The organism is Chryseobacterium sp. MHB01 (genome assembly GCF_034651565.1).
GTDB classification, from domain to species: Bacteria; Bacteroidota; Bacteroidia; order Flavobacteriales; family Weeksellaceae; genus Chryseobacterium; species Chryseobacterium nepalense.
Genome location: NZ_JAYEDA010000010.1, coordinates 160,509 through 185,870, shown reverse-complemented (window position 1 = coordinate 185,870; position 25,362 = coordinate 160,509). Strand labels below are relative to the sequence as shown.

Sequence of the window (25,362 nt, the reverse complement as noted above, 5' to 3'; positions counted from 1 at the left end):
AATCAATTTTGTACTTAAATTTATCTGCGAACCCTTTTTGGTTTTTTGGCTTCCTCTTTAGCCCTTTCATCATCGATAACTTTCTGTGCAGAATCATAAAGGGTGGTATCTGATTCATATTTTATTTCAGGGTAATTAGGTGTATCTACCAGAATATCCTGCCATTTTAATATCCTGTCTTTGGTATTCCAGTTGAAATCCGGAAATTTTCGCTTTGCAGGTTCAATCATACTCATCGGATAAGTATCTGAATTGGCACCGATATTACATTCTACCACGTACAATGCTTTTTCTTCAAAGATAGCATCAATAATTCCGCATGTACTGAGTGATATCCCGATTCTCTCTTTCTGTTTCGTTTGCGCGTTTACATCATCAGAATATGTAATTGCCTGCGCATTTCCGATTACCTTGGCTTCTTTGATATTGTTATCTTCTCCATAGTAAACTGTCATCAGCTTTCCTTTTACCTGGTTGAATTCATCTTTCATATTCAGTGAATCTACTTTGCTTATGGCAAAAGCATTTCCGATTACTTTCAGAGAATCAATATTTTCTTTTTCAGTATTAAAATAGGCCTCAATTTTATCTCCGGTTACCTGTTTTCCGTTGCTCCATAAAATAGGTTTTGTGTACATATGCAAAACACCGTCTGTTTCATTGAAAGCAATAGAATCGGCTCTTCCCTGCGCGTTGGATTTGTAAAACCTTCCCTTCCTGAATGCCCGGAGAAAGCTTTTTTTAACATTAATATTAGCAGAATCCGGTCTTTGGAACGATATGATCTTTTCTGCAGCAAAATACATGGAATCTTTTTCCAGTGCTTTCACGGCATAAGGATTTTTCGTCATCATGGCAGAATCTTTCTTTTCAAAGATCTCTCCATATCCGCCCTTTATCCATCTTCTTTCGTTAGGATCATCAATTGTTACATTTCCTGTTGCCTTACCAAATCCTGTGAGTTGGTTATAATACATCTCATCTCCGGTGAGGATTTTATCATTATAATACACTTTCGAATTCCTGTATAGAAAAGCTTCTTTCGTATTCGTATTGTAATTTCCTTTATCAGTAACGATACGGTTTTTCGGATTTTTTTTATTAATAATCGTTGTGGGACCGTTGATGTTTACAATGTTGGTATTCTGATTCTGAACCACATTGTCACCTTCCAGAACGTATTGCGCATCTTCGATTTTTACTCTTCCGGAAAGATCAATGGTTCTCGTAGCCAGAAAATAGGTTGCGGTTTTGGAATAGGTTGTACTTTTACCATCATTGATTGTTCCTCCCGTGTTGTAATATGCCTGATTCGAAACCCTGTCGTAATACATGGTTTCTGTTTTGATCACCGTTCCTTTAGGATCTGTAAGCACTACGTTTTTCCTTGCAATTCCGCGTTGGGTATTACCGTCATATTCCATTTCATCTGCAGTAATTACGGAACCATCCGCATTCTGAAGTTTTACATTTCCTATTGCTTTTACAAAATTCTGCCCTTCATACACAATCACGAGATCAGCATTCAGCAATGATCCCTGATGCTCAAACTGCACATTTCCGGTAAAATAGTTATTTCCGTCATATTTATCAGGGTCCTTCCGCAATTCATCGGAATGTATATGCTTTACTTTTTCCGGAGGAGGTGCATTTTTCTGCGGAACCGTTTTAGGAGTAAAATAAGGATCCTTCTGCAAAGGTTTCTGATTGTTGTCCTGAGCAAAAATAAAAGAGTAAATACAAATAAAAAGACCTGTGAGCAGTCTTAATGATCGGTTAGTCATTCTTTGTACCATAAAAATACAGTGAATGAGAATCAATCTTCACCCCGAATGCTTCTTCAATAGCTTCTTTAATTCCCTGGATTCTCGGATCGCAAAATTCTATAATTTCCTCAATTTCCTTATCAGAATCTTTTTTATAGATCACAAGGTGATCATGCTGCTTATCGAAATAAGATTTTTCGTAGGAAGAAGAAGTTAATGTTTTCTCTCCGAACTGATGTTTACGGATCAGGCCCGCATCGAGAAAGATCTCAATGGTGTTGTAAATAGTCGCTTTGGAAACGTGATATTTTTTCTGCAGCATCAAAAGGTACAGATCATCAACATTAAAGTGATGATCCATACTGTATATTTCTTCTAATATTGTATATCGTTCAGGAGTGTTTCTGAAACCTTTTTCAAGTAAGTAGTTTCTTAAAACATCTTTAATCAGTGCAATATTTTTTTCTTTTTGTATTGTATCCATCAAAAAAATTATATACAAATTTATTGATTTTTATTTAAATACATATTGTACCGGAATGTTAAAGAATTTAACTATTGTGACGGATGAAACCGCATTGTTCTATTCTCGATTTACTTACGCAGTCTTCTGTCATCGGTGCAGATTCCACCACAACATTGTGGGAAGTGATTCCCCATGCTTTGAAATCATCACTTCCAATATATTTAACAAAATTATAAATATTAAGGATAATTTTCTCTTTTACCGTAAGAAGGATATCGTTGATATAGGTATTATCTATGATCACATATTTAAGATCCGGCGGAATATTATGGGCTCTTAGTGAAGGGTGGCTGCTTCTTGAAGGAATTGTTCCGTCTGCCATCATGTCTCTCAGAACCATATCAAAATAATCATTGATTCTCCTGTCGATCTTAAAGCCTAACATGAAATTGATCTTATAAATTGTTCCCGGCAGAACTTCATCCACGGTATATTTGAAAGTATAAGGATCTTCCTGATTGGTAATAGCCAGAATAAAGTAATGATCTGCCCTTTTGGGTTGTTTTTTAATAATAGAATAGATAATTTTTGATTCTATTTCGTCATTTTTTTTAGCACGGCTCAGATAAGCAAGATTGGTGGCATATTTAGGAATTGTTTCATCAAGCTTCATGTCTTTGATGATTGGAATATATGTTTCCAGCTTGATAAATTTGATAAATTTAGTTTTAATAGATCTCCCGTTGTACCATGCATACATGCAAATTCCTATTGATCCTGCCAATACTACTGTAATCCAGCCTCCTTCCATGAACTTAATAACGTTGGCGCTGAAGAAGCCCAGTTCTATTGCCATATATACCAGTGCGAAAACCAGTATAAATAATTTGTTGACTCTTTTTTTCAACAGCCAGAAAACCAGCAGAACGGTTGTCATCAACATGGTTACAGTGATGGATAAACCATAGGCTGCTTCCATTTTTCCGGATTCTTTAAAGTGCAGTACTACAACAATACAGAACAGCAAAAGCCCCCAGTTGATTCTCGGAATGTACATTTGTCCTTTTACTCCTGAAGGATAATCAATTTTCTGATTCGGCCATAAGTTCAGAGACATTGCTTCTGAGAAAATGGTAAATGAACCTGTAATTAAGGCCTGACTTGCAATAATTGCAGCAGCTGTTGCCAAAATAACTCCCGGAATCACCATCCACTCTTCCATAATTCCGAAGAAAGGATTAACCACTGAAAAACCAGGTTTGGTATAGTTTGTTAAAAGCCAGGCTCCCTGGCCAAGATAATTTAAAACCAGCATGATTTTCACAAAACCCCAGCTTACCCTGATATTTTTTGCCCCACAATGTCCCAAGTCGGAATACAGTGCCTCAGCTCCTGTTGTACAAAGGAAAACGGCTCCTAAAATAATAATAGCACTCGGAGAATTAACAATCAGTTTATATGCGTAATACGGATTGAATGACCTTAGGATTTCCATATTTTCGCTTAAATGAGATACACCAAGCCCCCCTAAAACCAGAAACCATATCACCATTACAGGCCCGAAAAATTTCCCGATAAAGCTGGTCCCAAATTGCTGAACAAAGAAAATGATGATCAAAATCCCGATGGTAATAGGAACTACCGGCGTGTGTGGATTGTAGATCTCAAGACCTTCAATAGCCGACATTACAGTAAGAGAAGGAGTAATGACTCCATCAGCAATAAGTGCAGCCGCTCCTACAATAGCAATAAGATAAAGCCAGCCTTTTTTAAGATTTTTTACCAGTGAAAATAAGGCAAGAATTCCGCCTTCTCCTTTATTATCCGCCCGAAGAGCAATAATAACATATTTGATAGTGGTCTGAAGCGTGAGAGTCCATATAATACAGGAAAGCGCACCTTCAATATATTCGTTGAAAGGCATCGTGCTTCCGCTTTCTCTTGCATTTACGATTGCTTTCATTACGTAAAGCGGCGAAGTACCAATATCTCCGAAAACAATACCCAGAGAAACCAAAACTCCAATGAAAGAAAGCTTTTTAATGTCAAAGTGATGACCGCTTTCTACAACTTCTGCCATATTAGCTAATTTATTTAAAAGCGCAAATTTAAATCAAATTTACAACCCCAAGAATTTTTCTTCATGAATATAATAAATGAAAAAACTTCCTTTCGGAAGTTTTTCTCTATAATTATGTTAATTATTTTACGTACATCGCTTTTTTGATTTCTTCTTTCACTTTTTCAAGTTTCGGAAACCATTCTGCGAATAAAGCAGCAGAATAAGGAGCCGGCGCGTCAGGAGTTGTAATTCTCTTGATAGGCGCATCAAGATAATCAAATGCTTTCTGCTGTACCATATAAGTGATTTCTGAAGCTACGGAACCAAACGGCCACGCTTCTTCCAGCACAACCAATCTGTTTGTTTTCTTAACTGAAGCTAAAACAGTATCATAATCCAGAGGACGAACCGTTCTAAGGTCAATTACTTCCACGGAAATTCCTTCTTTAGCCAAATCTTCAGCTGCCTGAATCGCAAGCTTCATGATTTTCCCGAAAGATACCAAAGTTACATCGCTCCCTTCTTTTTTAATGTCAGCCTTTCCGATTGGTAAATAATATTCTTCCTCAGGAATTTCCATTTTATCTCCGTACATCTGTTCAGACTCCATGAAAATTACAGGATCATTATCCTGAATTGCTGTTTTCAATAATCCTTTTGCATCATATGGGTTTGATGGAACCACTACTTTTAGCCCCGGAATATTGGCAAACCAGTTTTCGAAAGCCTGAGAGTGAGTAGCACCCAATTGACCTGCAGAAGCAGTAGGACCACGGAAAACGATAGGACAATTCCACTGTCCGCCACTCATTTGACGGATTTTTGCCGCATTATTGATAATCTGATCAATACCAACCAATGAGAAATTGAATGTCATATACTCTACAATTGGTCTGTTACCATTCATCGCAGCTCCTACAGCAATCCCTGTAAAACCAAGCTCTGCGATAGGTGTATCGATTACTCTCTTTGGACCAAATTCATCAAGCATTCCTTTTGAAGCTTTATATGCACCGTTGTATTCTGCTACTTCCTCCCCCATTAAAAAGATGGATTCGTCTTTACGCATTTCCTCGCTCATTGCCTGTGCAATTACCTCACGAAAAGTATATTCTGCCATATTTATTTGAAAAATTTAGAGTACAAAAATAGTGTTTTTTTATTATTACATAACAAAAACGGCATTTCATTTCTGAAATGCCGTGTATTATTTTTTTATTAATGCTAAAAATTAATTAACCTTATACCAGGTCTGTGTTCTTCCGATAAGAGAAAAACCAAGATACCCTCTTACGTTAAGCTTATCTCCCTCTCTTTTGATGGTACACTTGTAAGTTTTCCCCGTTTTGGGATCGGTAATAGTTCCTCCGGTGAATTCATCACCTTCTTTTTTCAACCCTCTGATAATTTCCATCCCAAGAATAGGCTTGTTTTTTCTGTCATCTTTACAATCTACACAGTTCGGATTGGCAGGCTTTATCAAAAGCTGGGACACTTTTCCGTAGTACTGGTCTCCTTTTTTATAGATTTCCACAATAGATTTTGCCTGTTTTGTCTCGTCATCTATTGTTTTCCATTTTCCTTCAATCTGAGCAAACGATAAAACGCCGACAAAAGAAAGAATGAAGGTTAATAATAATTTTCTCATATTCTTATAGTTTTAATTTCAAATACATTATTTTGTTATCTATATCGCTAAAAATAGAAATTAATTTTCACATAACAAAAATTTTTGTTATCCTGAACATATATTATTATAGATTCATTTTAAATCAAATAGTTAAAGTATTTTTATAAATTAATATAACTTTCTGTTAATCACTCTGTCCATATAATCCTGATACCATGCTTTGGCAATAAGCATTCCTTTTTGGACTTCAGGTTTATTTTTCAAATGATCCATAAGATTTTTCTCAAGTCCAAGATCTGTTTTTTCAAAAACACCCACGATCTCCTTACCATCAAATCGGTATATATAATTGCCGATAATAAATTGCTCCACGGCACCGTCCGAATTGGCAATAATCGGAGTTTCCTGATTTTCATTTACCAGACTTCTTCCCCAACTTCTGATTTTTTTATTGTATCCGATGAGATCTGCTAATGTAGGATAGATATCAATCTGCTGAGCAAATTCAGGGTTTACGCCTTTGAGATGGTATTCAGGATTGGGAGAATAGAAAATCAAGGGAACGGCAAAACGGTTCATGATCTTTTCGTATTCGGGATAAAACACTTCATTGGTATGGTCTCCCGTGAAAACAAAAATGGTATTTTTAAACCAGGGCTGATTTTTAGCCGTTTCAAAGTATTTTTTTATGGCATAATCCGTATACTGAATAGGTTCATGCATCGGATTTTTTCCTTTTTTGAATTTTCCGTTATATTTTTCGGGAATCTTGAAGGGATGATGAGAAGATGCCGTGAAAACCGTAGCCATAAAGGGCTGTTTTTTCCCCGTATTTTTAGCAAAATATTGTAAAAACGGTTCATCCCAGATGGCCCACATTCCATCAAAATCATTGTCGTTATTGTATTCCGTTTTTCCAAAATAATGTTTAAAGCCCAGAATATTTCCAAAACCTAAAAAACCCATTGAACCGTTCGGAGCACCGTGATAAAAAGACGTATCATACCCCATTTCATTACAAACCGAAACAATAGACTGTATTTTCTGGTTGGAATATGGCGAACTGGTAAACGCATCTGTAAGGCTCGGAATTCCGGCCAGTACGGAACTCATTCCATGGATAGACTGTCTTCCGTTGGCAAAAGTATTCGGAAAAATAAGACTTTGATCAGCAAGACTGTCGATAAACGGGGTATAGGAAACATAATCTTTAATATTCTTATCCCTGTTGAAGGCGCCCGAATATTCTCTCCCAAAAGATTCTACGATAAAAATAACGATATTGGGTTTATCTTCAACTTTCCTTTCATATAATTTGTAAGGATGAATATTTTCTTCTATAAATTTTTCGTCAACAAAATGAACTTCTTTAAAATTGTTCGTATTCAAAGTTCTGAAGAACGAAAACGTACTGTTCAGCACCATGTTTCCCTGGGAGGGCAGCTTGGCAAAACGATTGGCATCTACCAGGTTGATCGGTCTTGTACTGTGTTTGAAATCCCCTCGTATTCCGCCGACAGCGAGAACAGCAATTAAGCAAAGTGTTATTGTGGACCACACGAAGTAAGGAACCAATCGATCAGGCTTATTTTCCTGAACTTTTATTTTTTTATAGAGAAAAATCCACAGTGCCATCAAAAGAACAAACCAAATAATCACAAATGGATTCTGAGCGATTGAGGATGTAAAAACCTTAAAAATATTGTTTTCATGTTGTGCCACCTGAAGCGCAGCCGATGTAAGCCTCATCTGCGAAAATCTAAAGTACACTATATCTCCAAAATTCATGGCATAAGCAATTCCATTGGTAATAAAGTACAGCCAGAAAAGAAACTTCTGGTAATTTTTTTTGGTGTTGACGATAACAGGAATAATACTTAAAAGAATAAAAAGCGCATTGACATATAAAATTGCCGTGGTATCAAATGCAATTCCGTGGAAGGAAAGACTGAAATAATCCTGCAGCGAATCAATCTTTATTAAATCCCTGTTGAAGTACCAAAACAAAAATCTTGCGATCTGATAGAAAAAATAGGCTAAAAAGATCCTGTACAAAAGCCCCAGAATCTCCTGTTTTCTAAACTCCTTAAAAAAATTCATGGCGCAAATTTACATCAAAAATTAATCTGGCAATATAACAATTTATCAATGTAACAATGAAACAATGAGAGGCTGTACAATTATTGCTACATTGCATATCCTGATACATTGGTAAATTAATTAATTGTTTTAATTTTGTGTTTATGAATTTTATTAAAAATAATCTGGCCAACGCTATTACGCTTGGGAACCTGTTTTCGGGCTGTGTTGGTGCGGTACATCTTCTATCCGGAGATTATGAGACAACCGCAGTCTGTATTATTCTTTCGTTGATTTTGGATTTTTTCGACGGTTTTGTAGCCAGAGCTTTAAAATCGAATTCCAATTTGGGAACCCAGCTTGACTCTTTGGCGGATATGGTGAGTTTCGGTCTGATTCCCGGGCTTACCATGTTTAAGATCCTGGAACCGTTAGGTAATGAAATATCAGGATTGCAGCTTCCTTTTGAAATTAAATATTTTGGATTTTTAATAACACTTTTTTCCTGTTTAAGACTGGCTATTTTCAATCTTGATGAAGAGCAGAAATACTATTTCAAAGGCCTGAACACCCCCAGCAATACGATATTGATTTTTGGATTATATTACGCTTTCAGGCATGAAGAAATCTTTGTTCATTTAGTAAATAACAGCACGTTAATGCTTATTTTAACCATACTTTCATCATGGCTTCTGATTTCACCTATTAAAATGATTGCGATGAAAATCAAATCAATGAAACTTGAGGATAACTACCCTAAAATAGCTTTGCTGATTGGTGCAGTTGCTATTTTGGCCATATTTAAAACGGTTGGAATTCCTTTAGTCATTATTTATTACATCTTAATTTCCCTTATCTTTCAAAAACAATTGAAATAGGATTGATTTTATTGTGATTCCATTTTCAAATTAACACATTCTCAAATTTTCAAATTATAACAAATGAACTTAAAATTATATAAACCGCTTTGCATTTTTGATTTAGAAACAACAGGAACCAATATCGGAAAAGACCGGATTGTGGAAATCTGCATTTTAAAAGTAAATCCTGATGCTTCCCGGGAAAGCAAAACCTGGAGGGTAAATCCGGAAATGCCTATTCCTAAAGAATGCAGCGAAATCCATGGAATTTATGATGAAGATGTAAAAAATGCTCCTACATTCAGAGAAATTGCTCCTAAAGTAATGGAAATGATTACAGGAGCGGATTTGGGCGGTTTCAACTCCAACAGGTTTGATGTTCCCCTATTAGCTGAAGAGTTGCTTCGTGCAGATTTTGATTTTGATTTGAACAAATTCAAACTCGTGGATGCACAAACCATCTTCTTTAAAAAAGAGCCCCGGAATTTAGGAGCCGCCTATCAGTTTTACTGTGGAAAAACGCTTGAAAATGCTCATTCTGCTGAAGCCGATGTCATGGCAACTTTTGAAGTACTGGATGCACAGGTTGGAAAATATGATGATGTACCGAACGAAATTGCAGATCTTAGCAGTTTTTCGTCACAGAATAAATTTGCAGATCTTGCAGGAATGATTCATTTTAATGAAAAAGGGCAGGAAATTTTTGCTTTCGGAAAATATAAGGGGCAAACCGTAACTTCTGTTTTCCAGAAAGACCTTGGATATTATGGCTGGCTTCAGAATGCAGAATTTCCTTTATATACAAAAAAGATCTTTACTAAAATTCAGTTATCAAGCAGATTTTAAAGGATGAGCGAACTGGGTTAGTCCCAATTGGTAGAAGCTCAGAATAAGATTATAGAGCAGCTTTTGAAAAAATAATTTCAACAAATAAAGACTCCGCTAATATATTGTAGCGGAGTCGGTTTTTATAAAATAATGCCTAGAAATTATAGCTAAGTGCCACACCTGCACCTGCATTTTCCAGCTTAAAGTAAGGCCGGAAAGCCGTTCCTTTACCATTTTCTGTATCAATGGCTTTGTTCAGGTTCTTCTTTGAAGAAATAGCAAAAGGTATGGCTATGGCAACCAAACCGGCTCCAATCCCTACCATGCTCCAGCCTTCGTTTTTGGTTTTTTCTGTACGGGCTACGCCATACTGATCTACACTCACCAGCTTTTCGCCGCCGTCTAACACTTTTATCAGCCCATATCCCATACAGCCACCGCCTATTGCCCCGAAAATCTGAGATACGGTACTGTTGGCCCTGTACTTTTTATAATATATCAAAGCCTGCTCATTTTGAAACACCTCTTTGTACTGAGAAGCCTTATAGACCTGCCCGTCTTTTACAAGCTTATTTTTGGATAAGCTTACTTGTGAAAATGCTAATTGAGACATTGCCACAAGACTTACTAAAATTGTTTTTTTCATAGTTGTGTAATATTCTTTTATAAAATAAATTACTTTTTGTAATGCATCAAATGTATTAAAAAAGACGAAAAAAAGTAATAAGCAGAAGTTATGATATTGCTGTAATCTGCTTTATTTCAGTTGATACTTACTTATTAATAAATAATGAATCTTTCAAGATAAGATCTTTATTGTAAATAGTATAATCGATTTTTTCTTTTTTTAATAATGAATCTAATGCTTTAATATTTTCAGACTGATTTATAATATTAAAACTGATCCTTGATACATCATCATAAAAAATTGCATTACATTTTTGTGGAGTGTCATTACAATTTTCATATAAATTAAATATTAAAAACATCTTTCTTTTTGTTTTCTTAGGAATGAATAGCACAGAATTGGCATATCCCTCATAATCTGCAAATACAGCCATTTTGTATGATTCATGTGATGCTCCCTTGTAAAGATATCTTTCGGTATAATTCTCCAATAAAATGTTCATTTTATAATCAATATTGTCTGTGAAATCGGAAGTAATTATTTGTCCAAATACAGGGTTAAATAGTTTCTTTCTATTTTCCAGCATATAATTAGGAAATATCGGTATTAAATAGTTCGTTGTGCTATTGTTGGTGAACCACAGCTCTACCAATAAACTATTACTATCTAACATCTCTTTTTTTGCAATATTAACTGAAATGTTATCCTTATAAATTTCGTTTTTAGTGTCTTTACAACCTAAAAAAATAATAAATATAATTGTAACTATCCTTCTCATTATTTTAATTTTACTGGTAAGTGCTTGATAGCATCATATACACGTCTAAATTGCACACTATTGTAAATATAATTATTAAATGTGTTTTCAAGTGACGTATCAAAAAAACCTGATAACTTATTTAAGCCATTTAATTTTAGGAAATCTCTTTCAATACCCCAAATTGCTCCATGCTCAATGGTTAATTTACTTACACCAGGAAAAAGTAATTCAGGTTCATAACCACTTTTTGTTTTCACCTGTAAAAAACTATTTAATTTATCATTAAGATTTATCGTAGAATGACCCAGTTCGTGCATCATTGTAAACCCTAACTTTATTTTAGAACCAAACGCAGCTTTTGAAAAATTAATACTCGACGTATTACCATCCCAAAAATTACGTCTGGTATAAGCAATTACATCTTCTTTTGTTATAGTGTTATAATAAAGATCTCCTTTTCTTATGTAGTTGCCTCCTGGTTGGTCTACATAAAATTGTTTTGCGCCAGTATTCATTTTATCCCATCCTGTTTCCTTAAACATCTTTCTTAGAGTATTTCTTGATGGTTCCAGTGCCTCTTCTGATTCTGGTATTCCCAATTTATCGTATTCAGCTTTTGTTAATTCAGAAGTGTATCTTGATTGTGCAAAGAAGCTAACAGTATAACTTACTGCACCCATTGCTGCACCAACCAATCCTCCTGTATAAAAACCTTTAGCAAAATTTCTACCATTTACCAAGGCGTCTACAGTTCCACCTATGGCACCCTGTACGCTCCCCATGACCACAGCACCTCTAACTCCTGTAGCTGCAAAGGTAGAAGAAAATCCGCCAGAAATAGCTCCTGTGACAGCACCTACCAGCAAACTTTTACCAAATCCTCCCCAAGTCCAGCTATTGGTTATCAAAGATTTTATCGTATAAATTCCGGCAGATATTACCGCGCCTACAATGGCACCATAAATTACAGGAACTACGTACGATAAAAAGAAACCTGCTGCCCATATTTCCCCAGTCGGGTCATTATACATCATGGGGTTATTCATTACATACCCGTACTTGTTGTAGTTTTGGGAATTGGCAGGATCCTGTATATTTTCGTCTGCATTCAGGAATCTTCTTAACAGCGGATCATACAGCCTTCCGTTCATGTGGATAAGCTCTACCTCGTGCAGATGCTCGTGGGAAGTATAGCCACGGTCTATCAGCATGGCTTTGTTTGTCAAAAACTCTTCTAATGCCTGACCTTTTAGTATGCCTCCTTCTTTTATTTGCAGATGGGTAAAGATTCCCCATGCATCAAAGTGCCTGCGTTCTTCGGCATTGCCTTCTTCATCGCTTATGGCAAGAATACTTCCCAGGTAATCTTTGTGTAGGAATTTGTAGCCCTTGTCGTCGTTAAAATCTTTAACATAGATAATGCTGCTTTCATACGGCGAGCCGCCGATGTACAGGATATGCTTTTCTTTTCCACTCTTCTGGTCAATAATAATCTCGGCATCGCCACCCTCATTGTAATACTTGGCGTATCTGGCTTCCTGCTCTTTCTCAAAGTTTCCACCGTAGTACATGATCTGCCTGCTTTCAGACAGCCCGTATCCGAAAGCATAGTCGCCACGGGTACCGTCTATTTTTACCGGATCGTTGTTTTCGTTGTAGGTAATTTTCTGAAGCACCCTACTCTGCCCGTTGAGGTCATAATTCTGTATTCCTTCTGCATTCAGCTTCATATGCGTAACCCGGTACGGATTTCCGCCAATACTGAAACCTATTTCTCCCAGCTGGTCGTTGTATCTTATTCTTCCTGTCTCATCATATTCGTTAAAAGACAATTGCCCTGTTTTAGGATTTGTCCAGTTAACCAGTCTGTTGTTATCATCATATTCGAAAACTTCGTCGATGTCGAAATTCTTGTGGTAACGATGGTTCAGCTCATTCTTTATGGCATTAAAGCTATAATCCAGTGTCATCAAATCCGCACCTCCGGAAACATGAGACACCTGGGACAAGAAACCAAAGCTGTCATACTGATTGCTGATCTGGGTATTTCCCAGTGATGCATTCAGCACCTGCCCTTTGGCATTGGTTTCCTGCAATTGGTAAAGGGTTTTTCCGCTGTTGGCATCAGATAGGTTTTCCAGGTCTCCGTTCCAGCTGCTGTAGTTATTCTGTAAGGTTACTTGAGTTGTACCACCCTGAGATTGCAGGCCTTGATGAAACTGCGAAACCCTGCCCAGTGCATCATACTGTATATCATCTTTAAAGAATGTTTTCCCCTCAAACTGTTCTGTATGCGCCGTAAGCCTTCCGTCTGTAGCATAAGTAAAGTTCTGCGCAAAATACCTGCCATTGGCTTCGCCATATTTTTTTGCGATCTGCCCGTAAGGATTGTACTCAAATTCATAATTTTTTTGAGTAGAAACACCATCGTTAGAAATTTCTTTTACGTGCACAGGTAATCCGTTGGATGCGTAAGTGTATTCCTTATATCCTTTCGGGCTGATCTCTTTTTTAATGGCTCCGAGGCCCGTATATTCATAGTTGTACAGACCGTTAGCAGGATCATGAAAGCTCATTTTCCTTCCCCAATCATCGTACCCTGTAACTACTGTATTATCATCATATTTTGCTTTTATCTGCTGCCCTGCTGCATTGTAAGAAAATACAATGGTTCCACCTTTGTCTGTAGCGCTCATTACGTTTCCTAAAGCATCGGTTGTTTTGCTGGTGGTTCTGTTATAACCGTTCAGCTCTTTTACAGTTGTGGTATAGCCCGAGATAGTGGTTTGTATCTTTTTACCGTTAAAAGAAGTCGCCGTTACTTTGGCAGGGTACACCGTATCGTCATAAGCAATAGTATTCCATTGAGATGTAGACTGCCCTTCAAAATAGGGTTCGGATTCTTTCAGTTTTCTTCCCAATATATCATATTGTATTTCTGCGGAAATATATTTCCCCTGTACAAATGCTTTTGTGGTTGTTTTATAGTTCTGTCCCAGCGTATTGGTATATACGATCTTCACATCCCCGTCCGGCAAAAACTCTGATACTTTCGTACCTGCATTACCGGAAAGCCTTTCGTAAGTATAGGAAGTTGTACCCCCGAGCGTACTCGTAGAGGAAATTAGCTTACCCCAGTTATCATATGCATTCGTAAGCATATTCCCAAAAGGATCTTTCTGGGTAAGGGTCTGCCCCCAATTGTTGTACGTAAACGATGTTTCCAGCCCCAGATTATCCGTTTTTTTGTTAACAAAACGCCCTTTGTCTTCGTACTGCGATTTTTCAGTAATGCTTTGGCCATCTACAGAATTGGTGCTTATTTTCTGAGTGATGTTTCCAAAATCGTCATATGAGTAGGTTTCTAAGATATAGCCTGTATTATTCTTATTCCATTTCTTAACTGTTTTTAGCAGATTATTATCATAGGTGTACCCTTCTTTGGCAGATTGAGTGTCTCCGTACGCTGTAACCTGTTCTGTTTTGGAGAGCGGCCGCCCGGTAAAATAATTGCTTCCAACCCCCGCCAGATTATGGAGATATTCATAAGTCGTCGTATTGATGGCATATCCGTTATTGATATTGGATACTATTTGCGATGGAAGATAATAGCTGCCATAAGAAATAGAACTTACTGCAAGGGTATTGGTAATAAAATCTTTTGTCTTTGTGGTTTTAGGAACAATAGCCGTTACTACTTTTGGCTTATCGGCATCCGGAACTGTAGTTACCACCTGCCCGTTTAAAAGCTTATCCGTTTGATAAGTTGTTCCTTTATAAGCAAGAAGCTGAGTGTTATTTTCAGAAATATCTGCCGGGAATATTTTGCTTTCATCATTGGTTCTTATCGACCATTCTTTTACGGGAACACTTTCATTTTGCGGATCTGTTTCTACACCAGACCATATTTTGGTATTCTCAAAGCCATCTGCGTACCAAGAAGAGCGTGCCGACCGGTTAAACCCTAACATTCCTCTTCCCTGCAAATGCCCAGTCATACCCCTGTATCGGAAATTCTGTTTTCTGCCCGCCTGCTTTAGCTGTACCACAGCGTATGACTGGTCTGCACGCTGCATAGAAAAGAAAGGATAGTATTCTTTCTTTTCCTTTTTATAATAATTAGAATTTGTATCCGGATTTAGTTCTGCATAAGTAACAGAAGTAGTAAGTCCTGCCTGTGAAATAGATTTTATTCTGGCTAATTCTGCAAGAGAAGTAGGTGCTTTGACTTTAAGCAAAACATCTTTTCTAAACAGGAAAACATTGTAATAATTATTATTTGATCTGATTGTATTGGTAATAGGCTGATATATGGACAGGTCGTCATAAGGCTGGGTTAAGGTGTAAGTTCCAGATGAAGGAAAAGAATAAATATTTTCAAAATCAAAATTAATGCTTCCATCCGTCATATTGGTGCCATTAGAAGTAATTGAATTGACGGTAACACCAATTGACCTGTAACTGCTTCCGGATGAGTTTGAATACGAATACACCTGCACTATATCTGATTTTCCATCAGAATTAAGGTCTGATATCGAATAAAATGTTTTACTGAATTGTAACCAGTATCCGTTATTTGTAGTGGAAACATTTTTATATACTAAGAAATCATTTCTTCGGAAGCTGTTAAATCCTGTTCCCGTACCTATATAAAACCTCCAGTCATCTTTTCCTGTTTTTCCTTCGGTAAGCGGCAGTGTGAAATCCAGTTTTGAATCACCATTAAAATCACCGAAAAGTACCGGAAAGCCCGTTCCTTTGGTTTCAGCTAAATTGCCTGTGAACTTTATTTTTTTAAGGTATTCGGTAGCCGATATTTTTGCAAATTCAAATACTGTATAAGAAATATTTGAAATATTAATTATATCAACTTTTCCATCACCGTCTACATCAAAATATTTTTGATCGGTATATTGACTGTCGCTAATTCCTGCATCAAGAGTATAAGAATACAATGGATTGTTAGCATTTTTTAAATCAACTATAAAATTGCCTGCTAATTGAGTATATTGTTGAAATCCGTAACATGGCCCTCCGTCATCTATTCCTACTCCAATAACAGGTGTTGTGCCATTGCAAGGCATCTCAACCCATTCCCCAATCCTTTTATTAATCGTTACAAATACATCCGAAATACCATCTCCGTTAATATCGCCTTCGTTAAATGAAGCCATTTGTAAATTACAACTGTTATTCCCTTGATTTATACAGCTAGGATCAGCATATACCAGTTTTTCAAATACTTTGACAAAATTATTAGCTCTGAAAATATACCCTACAACTTTTCCGGATTCATATTGAACAATTCCATTTCCATTGTAGATTTGTCCTTCTTCATCAAGCATCGTGGTCACTACTTTTGCCTCCGTGTTAAAAACCTTATTAGTAGCAACCTCAGTATAATTATCGTTAAATGCACCTAATTTTACCGTACCATTAGACATTATGAAATCTATGTATGAATCTCCGTTAAAGTCACCCGTCAGTTTTACGTCTTCTAATGTTGAAGAGCCAAAATTTTCTCCGGCAATACTGGTTCCTGTTCTGTCCGGATATGTAAAGGTCACAGGATTTGCTGCTTCATTATTCGCATTATATTCGGTAATCTTATTCAGAAACTGGTAATTGGTGCTATTATTTGTATATTCAACCAGATACTTCCTAAATTGTGAGCCGTTCGTGTTTACGATAATACCTGATAAAATTTTATCTTGTATAAATCTTAATCCCTGAATATAGGCCTGTTCTTTTAAATTTCTTTCCGTATAAGTAAATTCGACCGAATTATAGTGGGGTTTGTTCAGGAGTTCATTTCCTCCCCAAAAAATAGAGGATATTCTAAGTGTCCCGGGAAAATTAAACCCTCCCGAATGAGCTGTATATTCATAATTGTATGAGATATAATTCCCCTGTGCATCCTTCCATTTTACAATATTGTATTCTGAAGGCGATGTTACTGTAACATTATTTCTGGTACCGGCTTTATAAACTCCGTACCACGCCTGCGAACCATCTTCAAATGTCACTTCAAATTCTGCGGGTCCGGCCAATTGCCCATTAACAGGATATGTTCCCAAAGATTTTATTTTTATATTGGAAAATTTCTCAGTTATATAGGTAGCACCATCTTCTCCATAAGCAGCAGGACTATCAGGAGTAAGAATAAGCCTTTGCCCGTTAAAGCTGTAAGAATCCGAATAACCCAGCTGAATTGCTTTAATGTCACCATCCCGTTCAATGCTTTTCCCTGTTCTGGTGATAGAAGTAATGCCTGAGATTGTCCATCCATATCCAGCAATACCATTGCTGGAGTTACTTAAATACATAAGGCTAATATTAGGCGAGACACTTTTCACCCCCGGAGGAAGAGTAATAGGAAGTGTATATTGCAGCTGCCCTCCGGCATTTACTTCTACTTTCCCCTGTGTATCATGGAAATTGTTCTGCCCATATAGATTGTAAAACACGAATAGGACAGTAAGTAATATAATTTTTTTCATAATGTGCTTCTAATTTTTTGTTACTGTTCTGGTATAAACACTACCGTCTGAGAGATAAAACTTTAGGTAATAAACCCCATAAGGATAACTTTCCATGCGGAAAATATAAGAGGTATTAGTAAGTGTTCTTACATCTATAAAACTCAGAATCTTAAAGCTATTGTAAGGCAGAAGTTCTATTTTTGTGATATAGTCATTCACCTCCTTATCCCATAATACAGTTAAATCTGTTTTTACAGGGACAGGAGTTGCACGTACACTATTCGCGACTTTTTGAGCAATAGTTTTGGGCTGAGATGCCTGTGGCCATGTTTTAGAAAATAAATCTGAATTAGAATTTTTGCAGCCGTTACATATTCCCCGGAATATCTGGTTGCCTGCTTCATCATATTCAAAAATTACGCTTTGTGCGTACAAGCTGCTTCCAAAGAAAAGGAAGAATACAGCAGTAGAAATACTTTTTCTCATGTTGATCATTTGTGTTTAAAAAATTGATTAAAGGATTATTTCCTTTATCTTAGCAATATTTGTGTGGACAAATATGCAAATAAAATTGTAGAATACACGATATAGTTTTGTAATATTTTTTTTACAGCATGGTGTGATATTTATTATTTTAGCAAAAAAAATAGGAAGAATTTTTTACATATGATGCCGTAGAATTAAAAGCATATTTATCAATACAATAGAGGAATTAAATAATAAAAATGAGCGAACTTGTTAAATTCAAATTCTACGAAACGGCACTTCAGGCTAACAGGGATAAGCAGATCCTGGCGGAAAGCGGTATCAACAGCTTTATTGCGAACGAACAGCTGATCCAGTCGGACTGGCTTTTGTCGCAGGCTGTTGGCGGAATTCAGCTGCAGGTTTTTGAAGAAAATCTTGAGAAAGCGCACAAGGCTTTGGAAAATTATAAGGAAAATGAACAGTTTTCCCTGGAAGTAGAGCATACGATTTCAGATCCTGAATTTGATTTTGTTTGTCCGAAATGCGGATCTAACCATATTTACAGAGATGACAGCGCTACAAGCTTTTTTGGAATTTCGATTTTAACGAGCCATAAGTTTGTGTGTTATTATTGTGGAAATGAGTTTATGCATTGATAAGAATTTCAACGCAAAGCTGCAAAGATTTTTTTAATTTATTGTGGATATCTTTCGTTCGCAAAGGCGTTTGACTATGTCGAATCTTCGATTTCACTCAGCAAATCAGCGGGGACTTTGGTTTGTTACTTTAAAAAATTACATCAAAATAAGATTTACCATTCCCCTCCTCTGGCGGGTAGCGAAAATTCGAAGAATTTTTGACGGGTTGGTTTTTAAATAGTAAATTATGAATTTTCTTCGCAAGTGAATACTGTGAATGATAAAATTCGTTATTGATTCGCAGAAATTGACGATTCACTCTCCTAGCCCCGATTGCAACGGCATCCTTTTTGGCTGCGGGCGGAGCAAAGCGGAGCCCGTAGCCAAAAAGATACAGTGGAAAGCGGGAAAAAGCTCTTAAAAAAAGAGAGGAAGCTGGAAGATGGAGGAAGGAAATTTACTATCATTGAAAAATAAAACTAATTAAATAATGTGAGATGAAATTGCTTCTTCGCATGAGCTTCTCGCAATGACAAAATAAAAAGTTATGAAAATAATCTGTATAGGAAGAAATTACAGCGAACATGCAAAAGAACTGGGAAATGAAATCCCGGAAAGGCCGGTCATTTTCATGAAACCTGATACGGCTGTTCTGAAAGGAAATGATTTTTATATTCCGGAATTTTCAAATGATGTTCATTATGAACTGGAAGTAGTGGTGAAAATTTCAAAAGGAGGAAAATACATCCAAAAAGAAACGGCTCATAAACATTATGAGGAAATCGGTTTAGGAATTGATTTTACAGCGAGGGATCTGCAAAGCGAGCTAAAGTCAAAAGGTCTTCCGTGGGAGCTTGCCAAAGGGTTTGACGGCTCTGCAGTGGTTGGAAATTTCTTTAAGAAAGAGGATTTTAATCTTGAATCTTTGAATTTTTCATTGTTAAAGAACAACGAGAAAGTTCAGGACGGAAATACGAAAGACATGATGTTTACGATTGATGATATTGTCACTTTCGTATCACAGTATTTTACTTTAAGAGTGGGCGACCTTATTTTCACGGGTACTCCGAAAGGCGTGGGAAAAGTTGATGAAAATGATATTCTGGAAGCCTATCTTGAGGATAAAAAAGTGATTGATATCAGAATATTGTAGATAATTTAACGCTGTTTTCTGCCATATTTTTCTTAACTTTAGTAGACAAAATTAAAGGTTATGGTAAATATTGTATTGCCCGTAGATTTTGGGGACAAAACAGAGCAGCTTGTAGAAGGTGCGGTAAAATTTGCAAAGCAAATCAACGGAAGAATTTTTCTGATCCACGTAGCACCGTCGGATATTGGTTTTGCTATCGGTGATATGGGATTCCAGTATTTCCCGGAAGTTGAGGAAAACGAGATCAGAGAGGAACTGGTGCAGCTAAATAAAATCCAGCAAAGGATTCTGGCTCATAATGTAGAGTGTGAACACATCCTGAAACAGGGTATTGCCAAAGATATCATCCTGGAACATGCCGTGGATAAAAAAGCGGACTTTATCGTAATGGGTTCCCACGGAAGAAGCGGAATTTACGATGTTTTTGTAGGAAGTTTAACCAAAGGGATCACCAAGGATTCAAACATTCCCGTACTGGTACTGCCTGTTCACGAATAAAGAATACATTTTAATCGTTAGTAATAAAAAAGCCGACCAAACAGAATTTGATCGGCTTTTTACTATATAACCAATTAATTAACCTTCTTTTTTATAGATGTTCGGATCATAGTAAGGGAACTTACCTTCCGTTGGAGAATAGTAGTCTTTGTCTTTATTGTTACCAAGGGTTTTTACCAAAACATAGCACCAGTAGGTAAACAATGCGCAGCAAACAATAAATAAAACCCAGTTTAATACGTTTCCGAATGTGTCAAAAAAACCAAACGACCATTTGAAAACTTTGCTTAAGAATAGAAAGAAAGACGTCATTATTTTCCTTTTTTAAATTAACTTTGTACAAATTTATAAAAAATGTTTAAATTACTTTCAAAAGAAAGCAATATTTTTTCAATCCCGGTTTATATTGGTTTCCTTCTTTTAATAGTAATAACTTTTAATTTCCTGAATTTCAACACTTATGAAGCCATTGTTGCCGGAATTACTTTTCTGGGGATTGCACTGGGATATTTTTGTTTTCACAGTATTGCGCTGAATTACCAGACGCATCTGCCATTATTTTTGTATACATTTTTTATTTTTGGTTTATATCCCGGGAAACTGGACATCGGTCTGGCCGTTGCACTGCTTACGAATTCTTTTCTGCTGTTGCTGCTTACCAGTACGAATGAGGACATCAGAAAAAAATCATATGTTCTCGTAGGCTCTATTGTAGCGCTGAATTTTATTTTTCTTCCCACTACATGGCCTATGGCTGTTTTTGTAATCATCCATGTGATTGCTACTTCTGAAAGAATCAGTCTGAATATTTTCAGGTTCCTCTTAGGAATTCTCCTGATTGTTCTGAGTTATTTTTCGGTAATGTTTTTCCTTGATTACAATTCCTGGAATACGGATTATTTTCCTTTCGGAAAAATGAAGCTGGTTACGGATTATGAACAATTACTGCCATTAATCCCCATTGTATTGATGCTCATTTACGCGGTATATGATCATTTCAGGAATTACAACAAGAAAAGCCCTGTCAGCAGGTACAAATATACTTTTTTACTGGTTTTTTCGTTTGCCCAACTAATCACCATTATATTGTACATGAATACAACGTATGAATATCTGCTGCTGCTCGCCTTTCCCTCCACCATTATTCTCAGCAGGATGTTAAGATTTCTCCCGAAATACTGGATGCAGGAAGTGAGCCTTTGGCTGATTATTTTTAGTTTAATCGGTTTTAAAGCCGGAACTTATTTTGATTTATTTTAAAGATTATGATTCAGATTGACGATAAATTGATCTCCGAGGAAATTTTTTCCGAAGAGTTTGTCTGCAACCTTACCAAATGTAAGGGTGCCTGTTGTGTGGAAGGGGATGTTGGAGCTCCTCTGGATAAGGATGAACTGGAAATTTTAGATGCTATTTTTGATAAAATAAAGCCTTATCTTACTGCAGAAGGCATTAAAGCTCTGGAAGAACAGGGAACATGGACCACTGATCCTATGGACGGAATGTATGTGACCCCAATGGTGGAAGGTCGCGAATGTGCTTATGTGACTTTTGATGAAAAAGGTATTACCAAATGCGGTATCGAAAAAGCATATGAAGACGGCGCCGTAGACTGGCAAAAGCCGATTTCATGCCATCTCTACCCAATTCGTATTACCGAATATTCTTCTTTTACCGCTTTAAATTATCATGAATGGAGTGTCTGCAGCGATGCATGTACATTAGGAAGAGAGCTTCAGGTCCCGGTGTATAAATTTCTGAAAACACCTTTAATCAGAAAATATGGCGAAGAATTTTATGAGGTACTGAGCGGAGCGGCGGAGGAATGGAAGAAAGAGTACGGCTCGTGATAGATGTTTGAGAGTATATGCGTTTGAGGGCTTGAGAGTTTGAGGATTATGTGTATGTTCAAATAATGGAAAAACCTTGATCTTTAGTAATTAATGGAACAATATAAAAAGCCCGTCCGGAACAAGTTTCGGACGGGCTTTGTTTAAATATTATATCGAAAAATTACTGCGCTGCTCCGGTTTTGATTACCGCCGTTTCAGGTTTTGCTTCATCCTTTTTAGTATTTTCCCAGCCATCTTCCGGCATTAATGTAGCCACAACTTTTCCTTTTGTAAGATACTTTTTGCCTACCTCCTGAAGATCTTTTGCGGTTAAAGCTTTCACTTTCTCTTCATAGTTCAGGATTTCGTATTTGTCGCTTCCGCTCATCTGATTTTTGGTAAGCGCATTCATCCAGTACATATTATCTTTCATGCTGGTTTTATGATCGTTGTATTCTCCTTCTTTATATTTGTCAAGATCTTTCTGTTCGGGACCTTTATCAATAAGCTTCTGAAGTTCTGTCAATGCACTTTTGGTAAGTTTTTCAGCATTTTCAGGACCACAAGGGAAACTGATGCTGAAATAGTAATTTCCATAAGGAACTTTTACCATTCCGCCTCTTGCTCCACCACCATAGATTCCACTTTCATCTTCACGAAGTTTTTCAATTACTTTAATGGTTGCCACCTCTCCCAATGCTTCCAGAGCTAATGCTTCTTTTTCATTATAAGGCGTTTCCCCGGCATAAGAAATGGTTACCATACTTTTAGGATCTTTTCCTTTTTTATATATTTTGGTAAAATCGCCGGTCATTTGTCTGTAACCTGTATCTTTGAAGTTGGTAGATTTTCCTGTTGAAGGAAGACTTGCAATATACTGCAGTACTTCATTTTTAAATTTTGCTTCATCAATATTTCCTACGAAATAAAAATGGAAGTTTCCTGCATTACCGAATTTTTCTTTATAGATATCATACGCCTTTTTATAATCCGTATTCGCCCATTCTTTTTCTAAAGGAACAATGCCTATAAACCTCGGATTTTTCTGGTTCATGAATTTTGCATGCTCATTAGAGAAATAAAACTGTGGGTTCGACAATAAATTGTCCAACATGGCAGATTGTTTTGTCTTATAAGCATTGAAAGCGTCAGGATTATAATTCAGCCCTGTGAAATAAGCATACATGAGTTCCATAGCCGTACTTAGATCTTTTTGCGTGGTACGTCCTGAAATCCCTTCAAACAAAGAACTTACCATAGGATTTACACTCACCTGTTTTCCGGCTAAATAATTGGTAAGATCAGATTTTGAAAAACCGTTTACCCCGGCTTCTGACAGTGCAGGAAAAGCAAACTGTGTTTTGTTATAATCTGCGTCGTTAATTAATGAACTTCCCCCCATACTTCTTGCTGAGAAAACAATTTCATCATCTTTAAAATCAGTTTTTTTGAATGTTACTTTTGCACCGTTGCTTAAGGTCCAGGTTGTTGTTCCCAGTTTTGCATCGGTTTCCGTTTTGGCAATTTTACCTTCAGCTTTGAATGGCTTTACCAGATTTTTAATCGTTTCTTTTTCTTCATAAGGCTTAAGATCTGCCATTTTCACACTTTCGAACATATCCAAAACCATAGCCTGTGAAGGCATAGTCACATTTTCTTTTTTAGGACCTGTGATCACTACTACCCTGCTGTCATCTTTCACGAATTTTTTAATGACTTCATTCGTCTGAGCCAAGGTTACGGAAGGTAAAAATTTTCTGGTGTCCTCATATTCCCATGCAATTCCGGGGATCGGTTCTTTTTCCAGGAAGTTACTTACATATTCACCCACCAGCATGTCACTTTCCGTTTTATCACGGTTATTGTATGCTCTTTCGAGATTAGATAAAATCTGCGCTTTTGCTCTGTCCAGCTCCGTTTGTGTAAAGCCGAATCTTTTTGCCCTTTCCGTTTCCTCAAGAAGAACTTTGAGAGCGTTAAGCTGGCCGCCGTCTTTTACCATTGCAAATCCCTGGAAGCCTTCCTTCGTTCTTGCATACGTTCCGCCGTGGTAAACAGATCCGTATGTAAAAGGAGGATTATTAGAGTTCACAAGCTCTCTCAATCTGTTATTCAGCATTGTTGAAGTAAGGTTTTCGATGATACTCTGGTTGTACTGCTCAATAGTAACATCCGGCTGATATGCATCGGAATCCTTCATAATGAACTGAACCATTGAGCTTGTTGCGTCCGGATCCGTTTCAACAGCTACTAACGTTTCTTTGTGATTTGGCAAATCAAATATTTTTCTTTCTCTGGGTTGCGCAGGATTTTTATATTTGCTGAAATTATCTTTGATTTTCTTTTCAACCTCGTCTACATTAATGTCTCCCACAACAACAATAGCCATAAGATCCGGTCTGTACCAATCTTTGTGGAACTGTCTTATTACTTCAGGTTTAAAGTTTTCCAGCACTTCTTTTTTACCTATCGGAAGACGATTGGCATATTGAGAATTATACAACAATTTAGGAAGATACTTGTCAGCCATTCTTTTATCGGCACCAAGACCTAATCGCAGTTCTTCCAGTACTACGCCTCTTTCTTTATTGATTTGCTCATCGGAAAGTGTAGCATTGAACGCCCAGTCTTCCATTACTTTCAGGCCTGCATCCAGGTTTCCCGGCTTATCAAGAGGAACAGGAAGCATATAAACGGTTTCATCGAAACTTGTATAGGCATTAAGGTGCTGTCCGAATTTCACTCCAATCGACTGCAGGAAATCTACCAGTTTATTGTCAGGAAAATTTTTTGTTCCGTTGAAGTTCATGTGTTCCATAAAGTGTGCGAGTCCCCTCTGGTTATCATCTTCAAGAATAGATCCTGCGTTGATGGCCAATCTGAAATCCACTTTCTTTTCGGGTAACGTATTTTTTTTGATATAGTACTTCATTCCGTTTGAAAGAGTACCGATTCTTACAGAAGGATCTGTAGGCATATTCTGTGCGAATGCATTTGCAGAGATCAAAAAAACCACGGCAAATGATGATAGCATTTTCTTCATATGTTTGATTATTAATTTTTATGGTTCAAAAATATCATTTATTCACAGAACGAAGAAATAATAAAAATATTATTTAAAGTTAAATAGCGTTAAATACCGTTAATTTTAAACGATTTCCTTAGAAACAGTGAGAAGAAGTAATCATGTTTAGTAATTAATTATTACTAAA

The 25,362-nt window shown here is 36.8% G+C and carries 19 protein-coding genes; 7 read left to right on the top strand and 12 right to left on the bottom strand.

Annotated features, from left to right (window positions below):
• Positions 1 to 20: 20 nt before the first annotated feature.
• The 6 genes from U9K52_RS16435 to U9K52_RS16410 form a co-directional block, all read right to left on the bottom strand.
• Complete coding sequence (locus tag U9K52_RS16435; protein WP_322927385.1) at positions 21 to 1,784, bottom strand: OstA-like protein; 1,764 nt, start codon at positions 1,782 to 1,784, stop codon at positions 21 to 23.
• Entirely contained in the window at positions 1,777 to 2,250 is a 474-nt protein-coding gene (locus U9K52_RS16430; protein ID WP_029294631.1) for a Fur family transcriptional regulator, read from the bottom strand. The genes U9K52_RS16435 and U9K52_RS16430 overlap by 8 nt, the downstream gene beginning before the upstream one ends.
• A 67-nt stretch (positions 2,251 to 2,317) precedes the next feature.
• Positions 2,318 to 4,312: a KUP/HAK/KT family potassium transporter gene (locus tag U9K52_RS16425; RefSeq protein ID WP_248391238.1), complete on the bottom strand. Its 1,995-nt coding sequence runs from the start codon at positions 4,310 to 4,312 to the stop codon at positions 2,318 to 2,320.
• 121 nt (positions 4,313 to 4,433) lie between these two features.
• Positions 4,434 to 5,414, bottom strand: coding sequence for a pyruvate dehydrogenase complex E1 component subunit beta (locus tag U9K52_RS16420; RefSeq protein ID WP_248391236.1), 981 nt, complete (start codon positions 5,412 to 5,414; stop codon positions 4,434 to 4,436).
• Between the two features lie 111 nt (positions 5,415 to 5,525).
• Complete coding sequence (locus tag U9K52_RS16415; protein WP_072885114.1) at positions 5,526 to 5,942, bottom strand: DUF2147 domain-containing protein; 417 nt, start codon at positions 5,940 to 5,942, stop codon at positions 5,526 to 5,528.
• Between the two features lie 150 nt (positions 5,943 to 6,092).
• The gene (locus tag U9K52_RS16410) at positions 6,093 to 8,024 is read right to left on the bottom strand and encodes an LTA synthase family protein (RefSeq protein ID WP_322927382.1); all 1,932 of its coding nucleotides are present in this window, start codon (positions 8,022 to 8,024) and stop codon (positions 6,093 to 6,095) included.
• Between the two features lie 143 nt (positions 8,025 to 8,167).
• Between U9K52_RS16410 and U9K52_RS16405 the strand changes: the two genes are divergently transcribed.
• Positions 8,168 to 8,881, top strand: coding sequence for a CDP-alcohol phosphatidyltransferase family protein (locus U9K52_RS16405; RefSeq protein ID WP_322927381.1), 714 nt, complete (start codon positions 8,168 to 8,170; stop codon positions 8,879 to 8,881).
• A 63-nt stretch (positions 8,882 to 8,944) separates the two neighbouring features.
• On the top strand, positions 8,945 to 9,709 hold the full coding sequence (locus U9K52_RS16400) for an exonuclease domain-containing protein (protein WP_322927380.1): 765 nt from the start codon (positions 8,945 to 8,947) through the stop codon (positions 9,707 to 9,709).
• A gap of 136 nt (positions 9,710 to 9,845) precedes the next feature.
• Here the strand turns inward: U9K52_RS16400 and U9K52_RS16395 are convergent, their stop codons facing one another.
• The 4 genes from U9K52_RS16395 to U9K52_RS16380 all read right to left on the bottom strand — a co-directional run bounded on the left by U9K52_RS16395 (position 9,846) and on the right by U9K52_RS16380 (position 18,047).
• The gene (locus tag U9K52_RS16395) at positions 9,846 to 10,337 is read right to left on the bottom strand and encodes a hypothetical protein (RefSeq protein WP_322927379.1); all 492 of its coding nucleotides are present in this window, start codon (positions 10,335 to 10,337) and stop codon (positions 9,846 to 9,848) included.
• Between the two features lie 127 nt (positions 10,338 to 10,464).
• Complete coding sequence (locus U9K52_RS16390) at positions 10,465 to 11,097, bottom strand: hypothetical protein (protein WP_263601434.1); 633 nt, start codon at positions 11,095 to 11,097, stop codon at positions 10,465 to 10,467.
• The gene (locus U9K52_RS16385; RefSeq protein WP_322927378.1) at positions 11,097 to 17,579 is read right to left on the bottom strand and encodes an RHS repeat-associated core domain-containing protein; all 6,483 of its coding nucleotides are present in this window, start codon (positions 17,577 to 17,579) and stop codon (positions 11,097 to 11,099) included. The genes U9K52_RS16390 and U9K52_RS16385 overlap by 1 nt, the downstream gene beginning before the upstream one ends.
• A gap of 9 nt (positions 17,580 to 17,588) precedes the next feature.
• Entirely contained in the window at positions 17,589 to 18,047 is a 459-nt protein-coding gene (locus U9K52_RS16380; RefSeq protein ID WP_263601436.1) for a hypothetical protein, read from the bottom strand.
• Between the two features lie 239 nt (positions 18,048 to 18,286).
• Here U9K52_RS16380 and U9K52_RS16375 point away from each other — a divergent pair, with 239 nt between their 5' ends.
• The 3 genes from U9K52_RS16375 (at position 18,287) to U9K52_RS16365 (ending at position 20,318) form a co-directional block, all read left to right on the top strand.
• A complete protein-coding gene (locus U9K52_RS16375; protein ID WP_263601437.1) occupies positions 18,287 to 18,685 on the top strand; it encodes a DUF2007 domain-containing protein in 399 nt (132 codons plus the stop codon).
• A gap of 529 nt (positions 18,686 to 19,214) precedes the next feature.
• The gene (locus tag U9K52_RS16370) at positions 19,215 to 19,820 is read left to right on the top strand and encodes a fumarylacetoacetate hydrolase family protein (RefSeq protein WP_248391210.1); all 606 of its coding nucleotides are present in this window, start codon (positions 19,215 to 19,217) and stop codon (positions 19,818 to 19,820) included.
• A 60-nt stretch (positions 19,821 to 19,880) separates the two neighbouring features.
• Positions 19,881 to 20,318, top strand: a complete 438-nt coding sequence (locus tag U9K52_RS16365; RefSeq protein ID WP_248391208.1) for a universal stress protein — start codon at positions 19,881 to 19,883, stop codon at positions 20,316 to 20,318.
• 78 nt (positions 20,319 to 20,396) lie between these two features.
• On the opposite strand, the gene U9K52_RS16360 is transcribed toward U9K52_RS16365, so the two are convergent.
• On the bottom strand, positions 20,397 to 20,630 hold the full coding sequence (locus tag U9K52_RS16360; RefSeq protein ID WP_248391206.1) for a DUF6341 family protein: 234 nt from the start codon (positions 20,628 to 20,630) through the stop codon (positions 20,397 to 20,399).
• A gap of 42 nt (positions 20,631 to 20,672) precedes the next feature.
• On the opposite strand from U9K52_RS16360, the gene U9K52_RS16355 reads away from it, so the two are divergent.
• On the top strand, positions 20,673 to 21,578 hold the full coding sequence (locus tag U9K52_RS16355; protein ID WP_263601439.1) for a DUF6427 family protein: 906 nt from the start codon (positions 20,673 to 20,675) through the stop codon (positions 21,576 to 21,578).
• 5 nt (positions 21,579 to 21,583) lie between these two features.
• Complete coding sequence (locus tag U9K52_RS16350) at positions 21,584 to 22,168, top strand: DUF3109 family protein (RefSeq protein WP_248391202.1); 585 nt, start codon at positions 21,584 to 21,586, stop codon at positions 22,166 to 22,168.
• A 163-nt stretch (positions 22,169 to 22,331) separates the two neighbouring features.
• On the opposite strand, the gene U9K52_RS16345 is transcribed toward U9K52_RS16350, so the two are convergent.
• Positions 22,332 to 25,193, bottom strand: a complete 2,862-nt coding sequence (locus tag U9K52_RS16345; RefSeq protein ID WP_322927375.1) for an insulinase family protein — start codon at positions 25,191 to 25,193, stop codon at positions 22,332 to 22,334.
• Positions 25,194 to 25,362 lie beyond the last annotated feature (169 nt).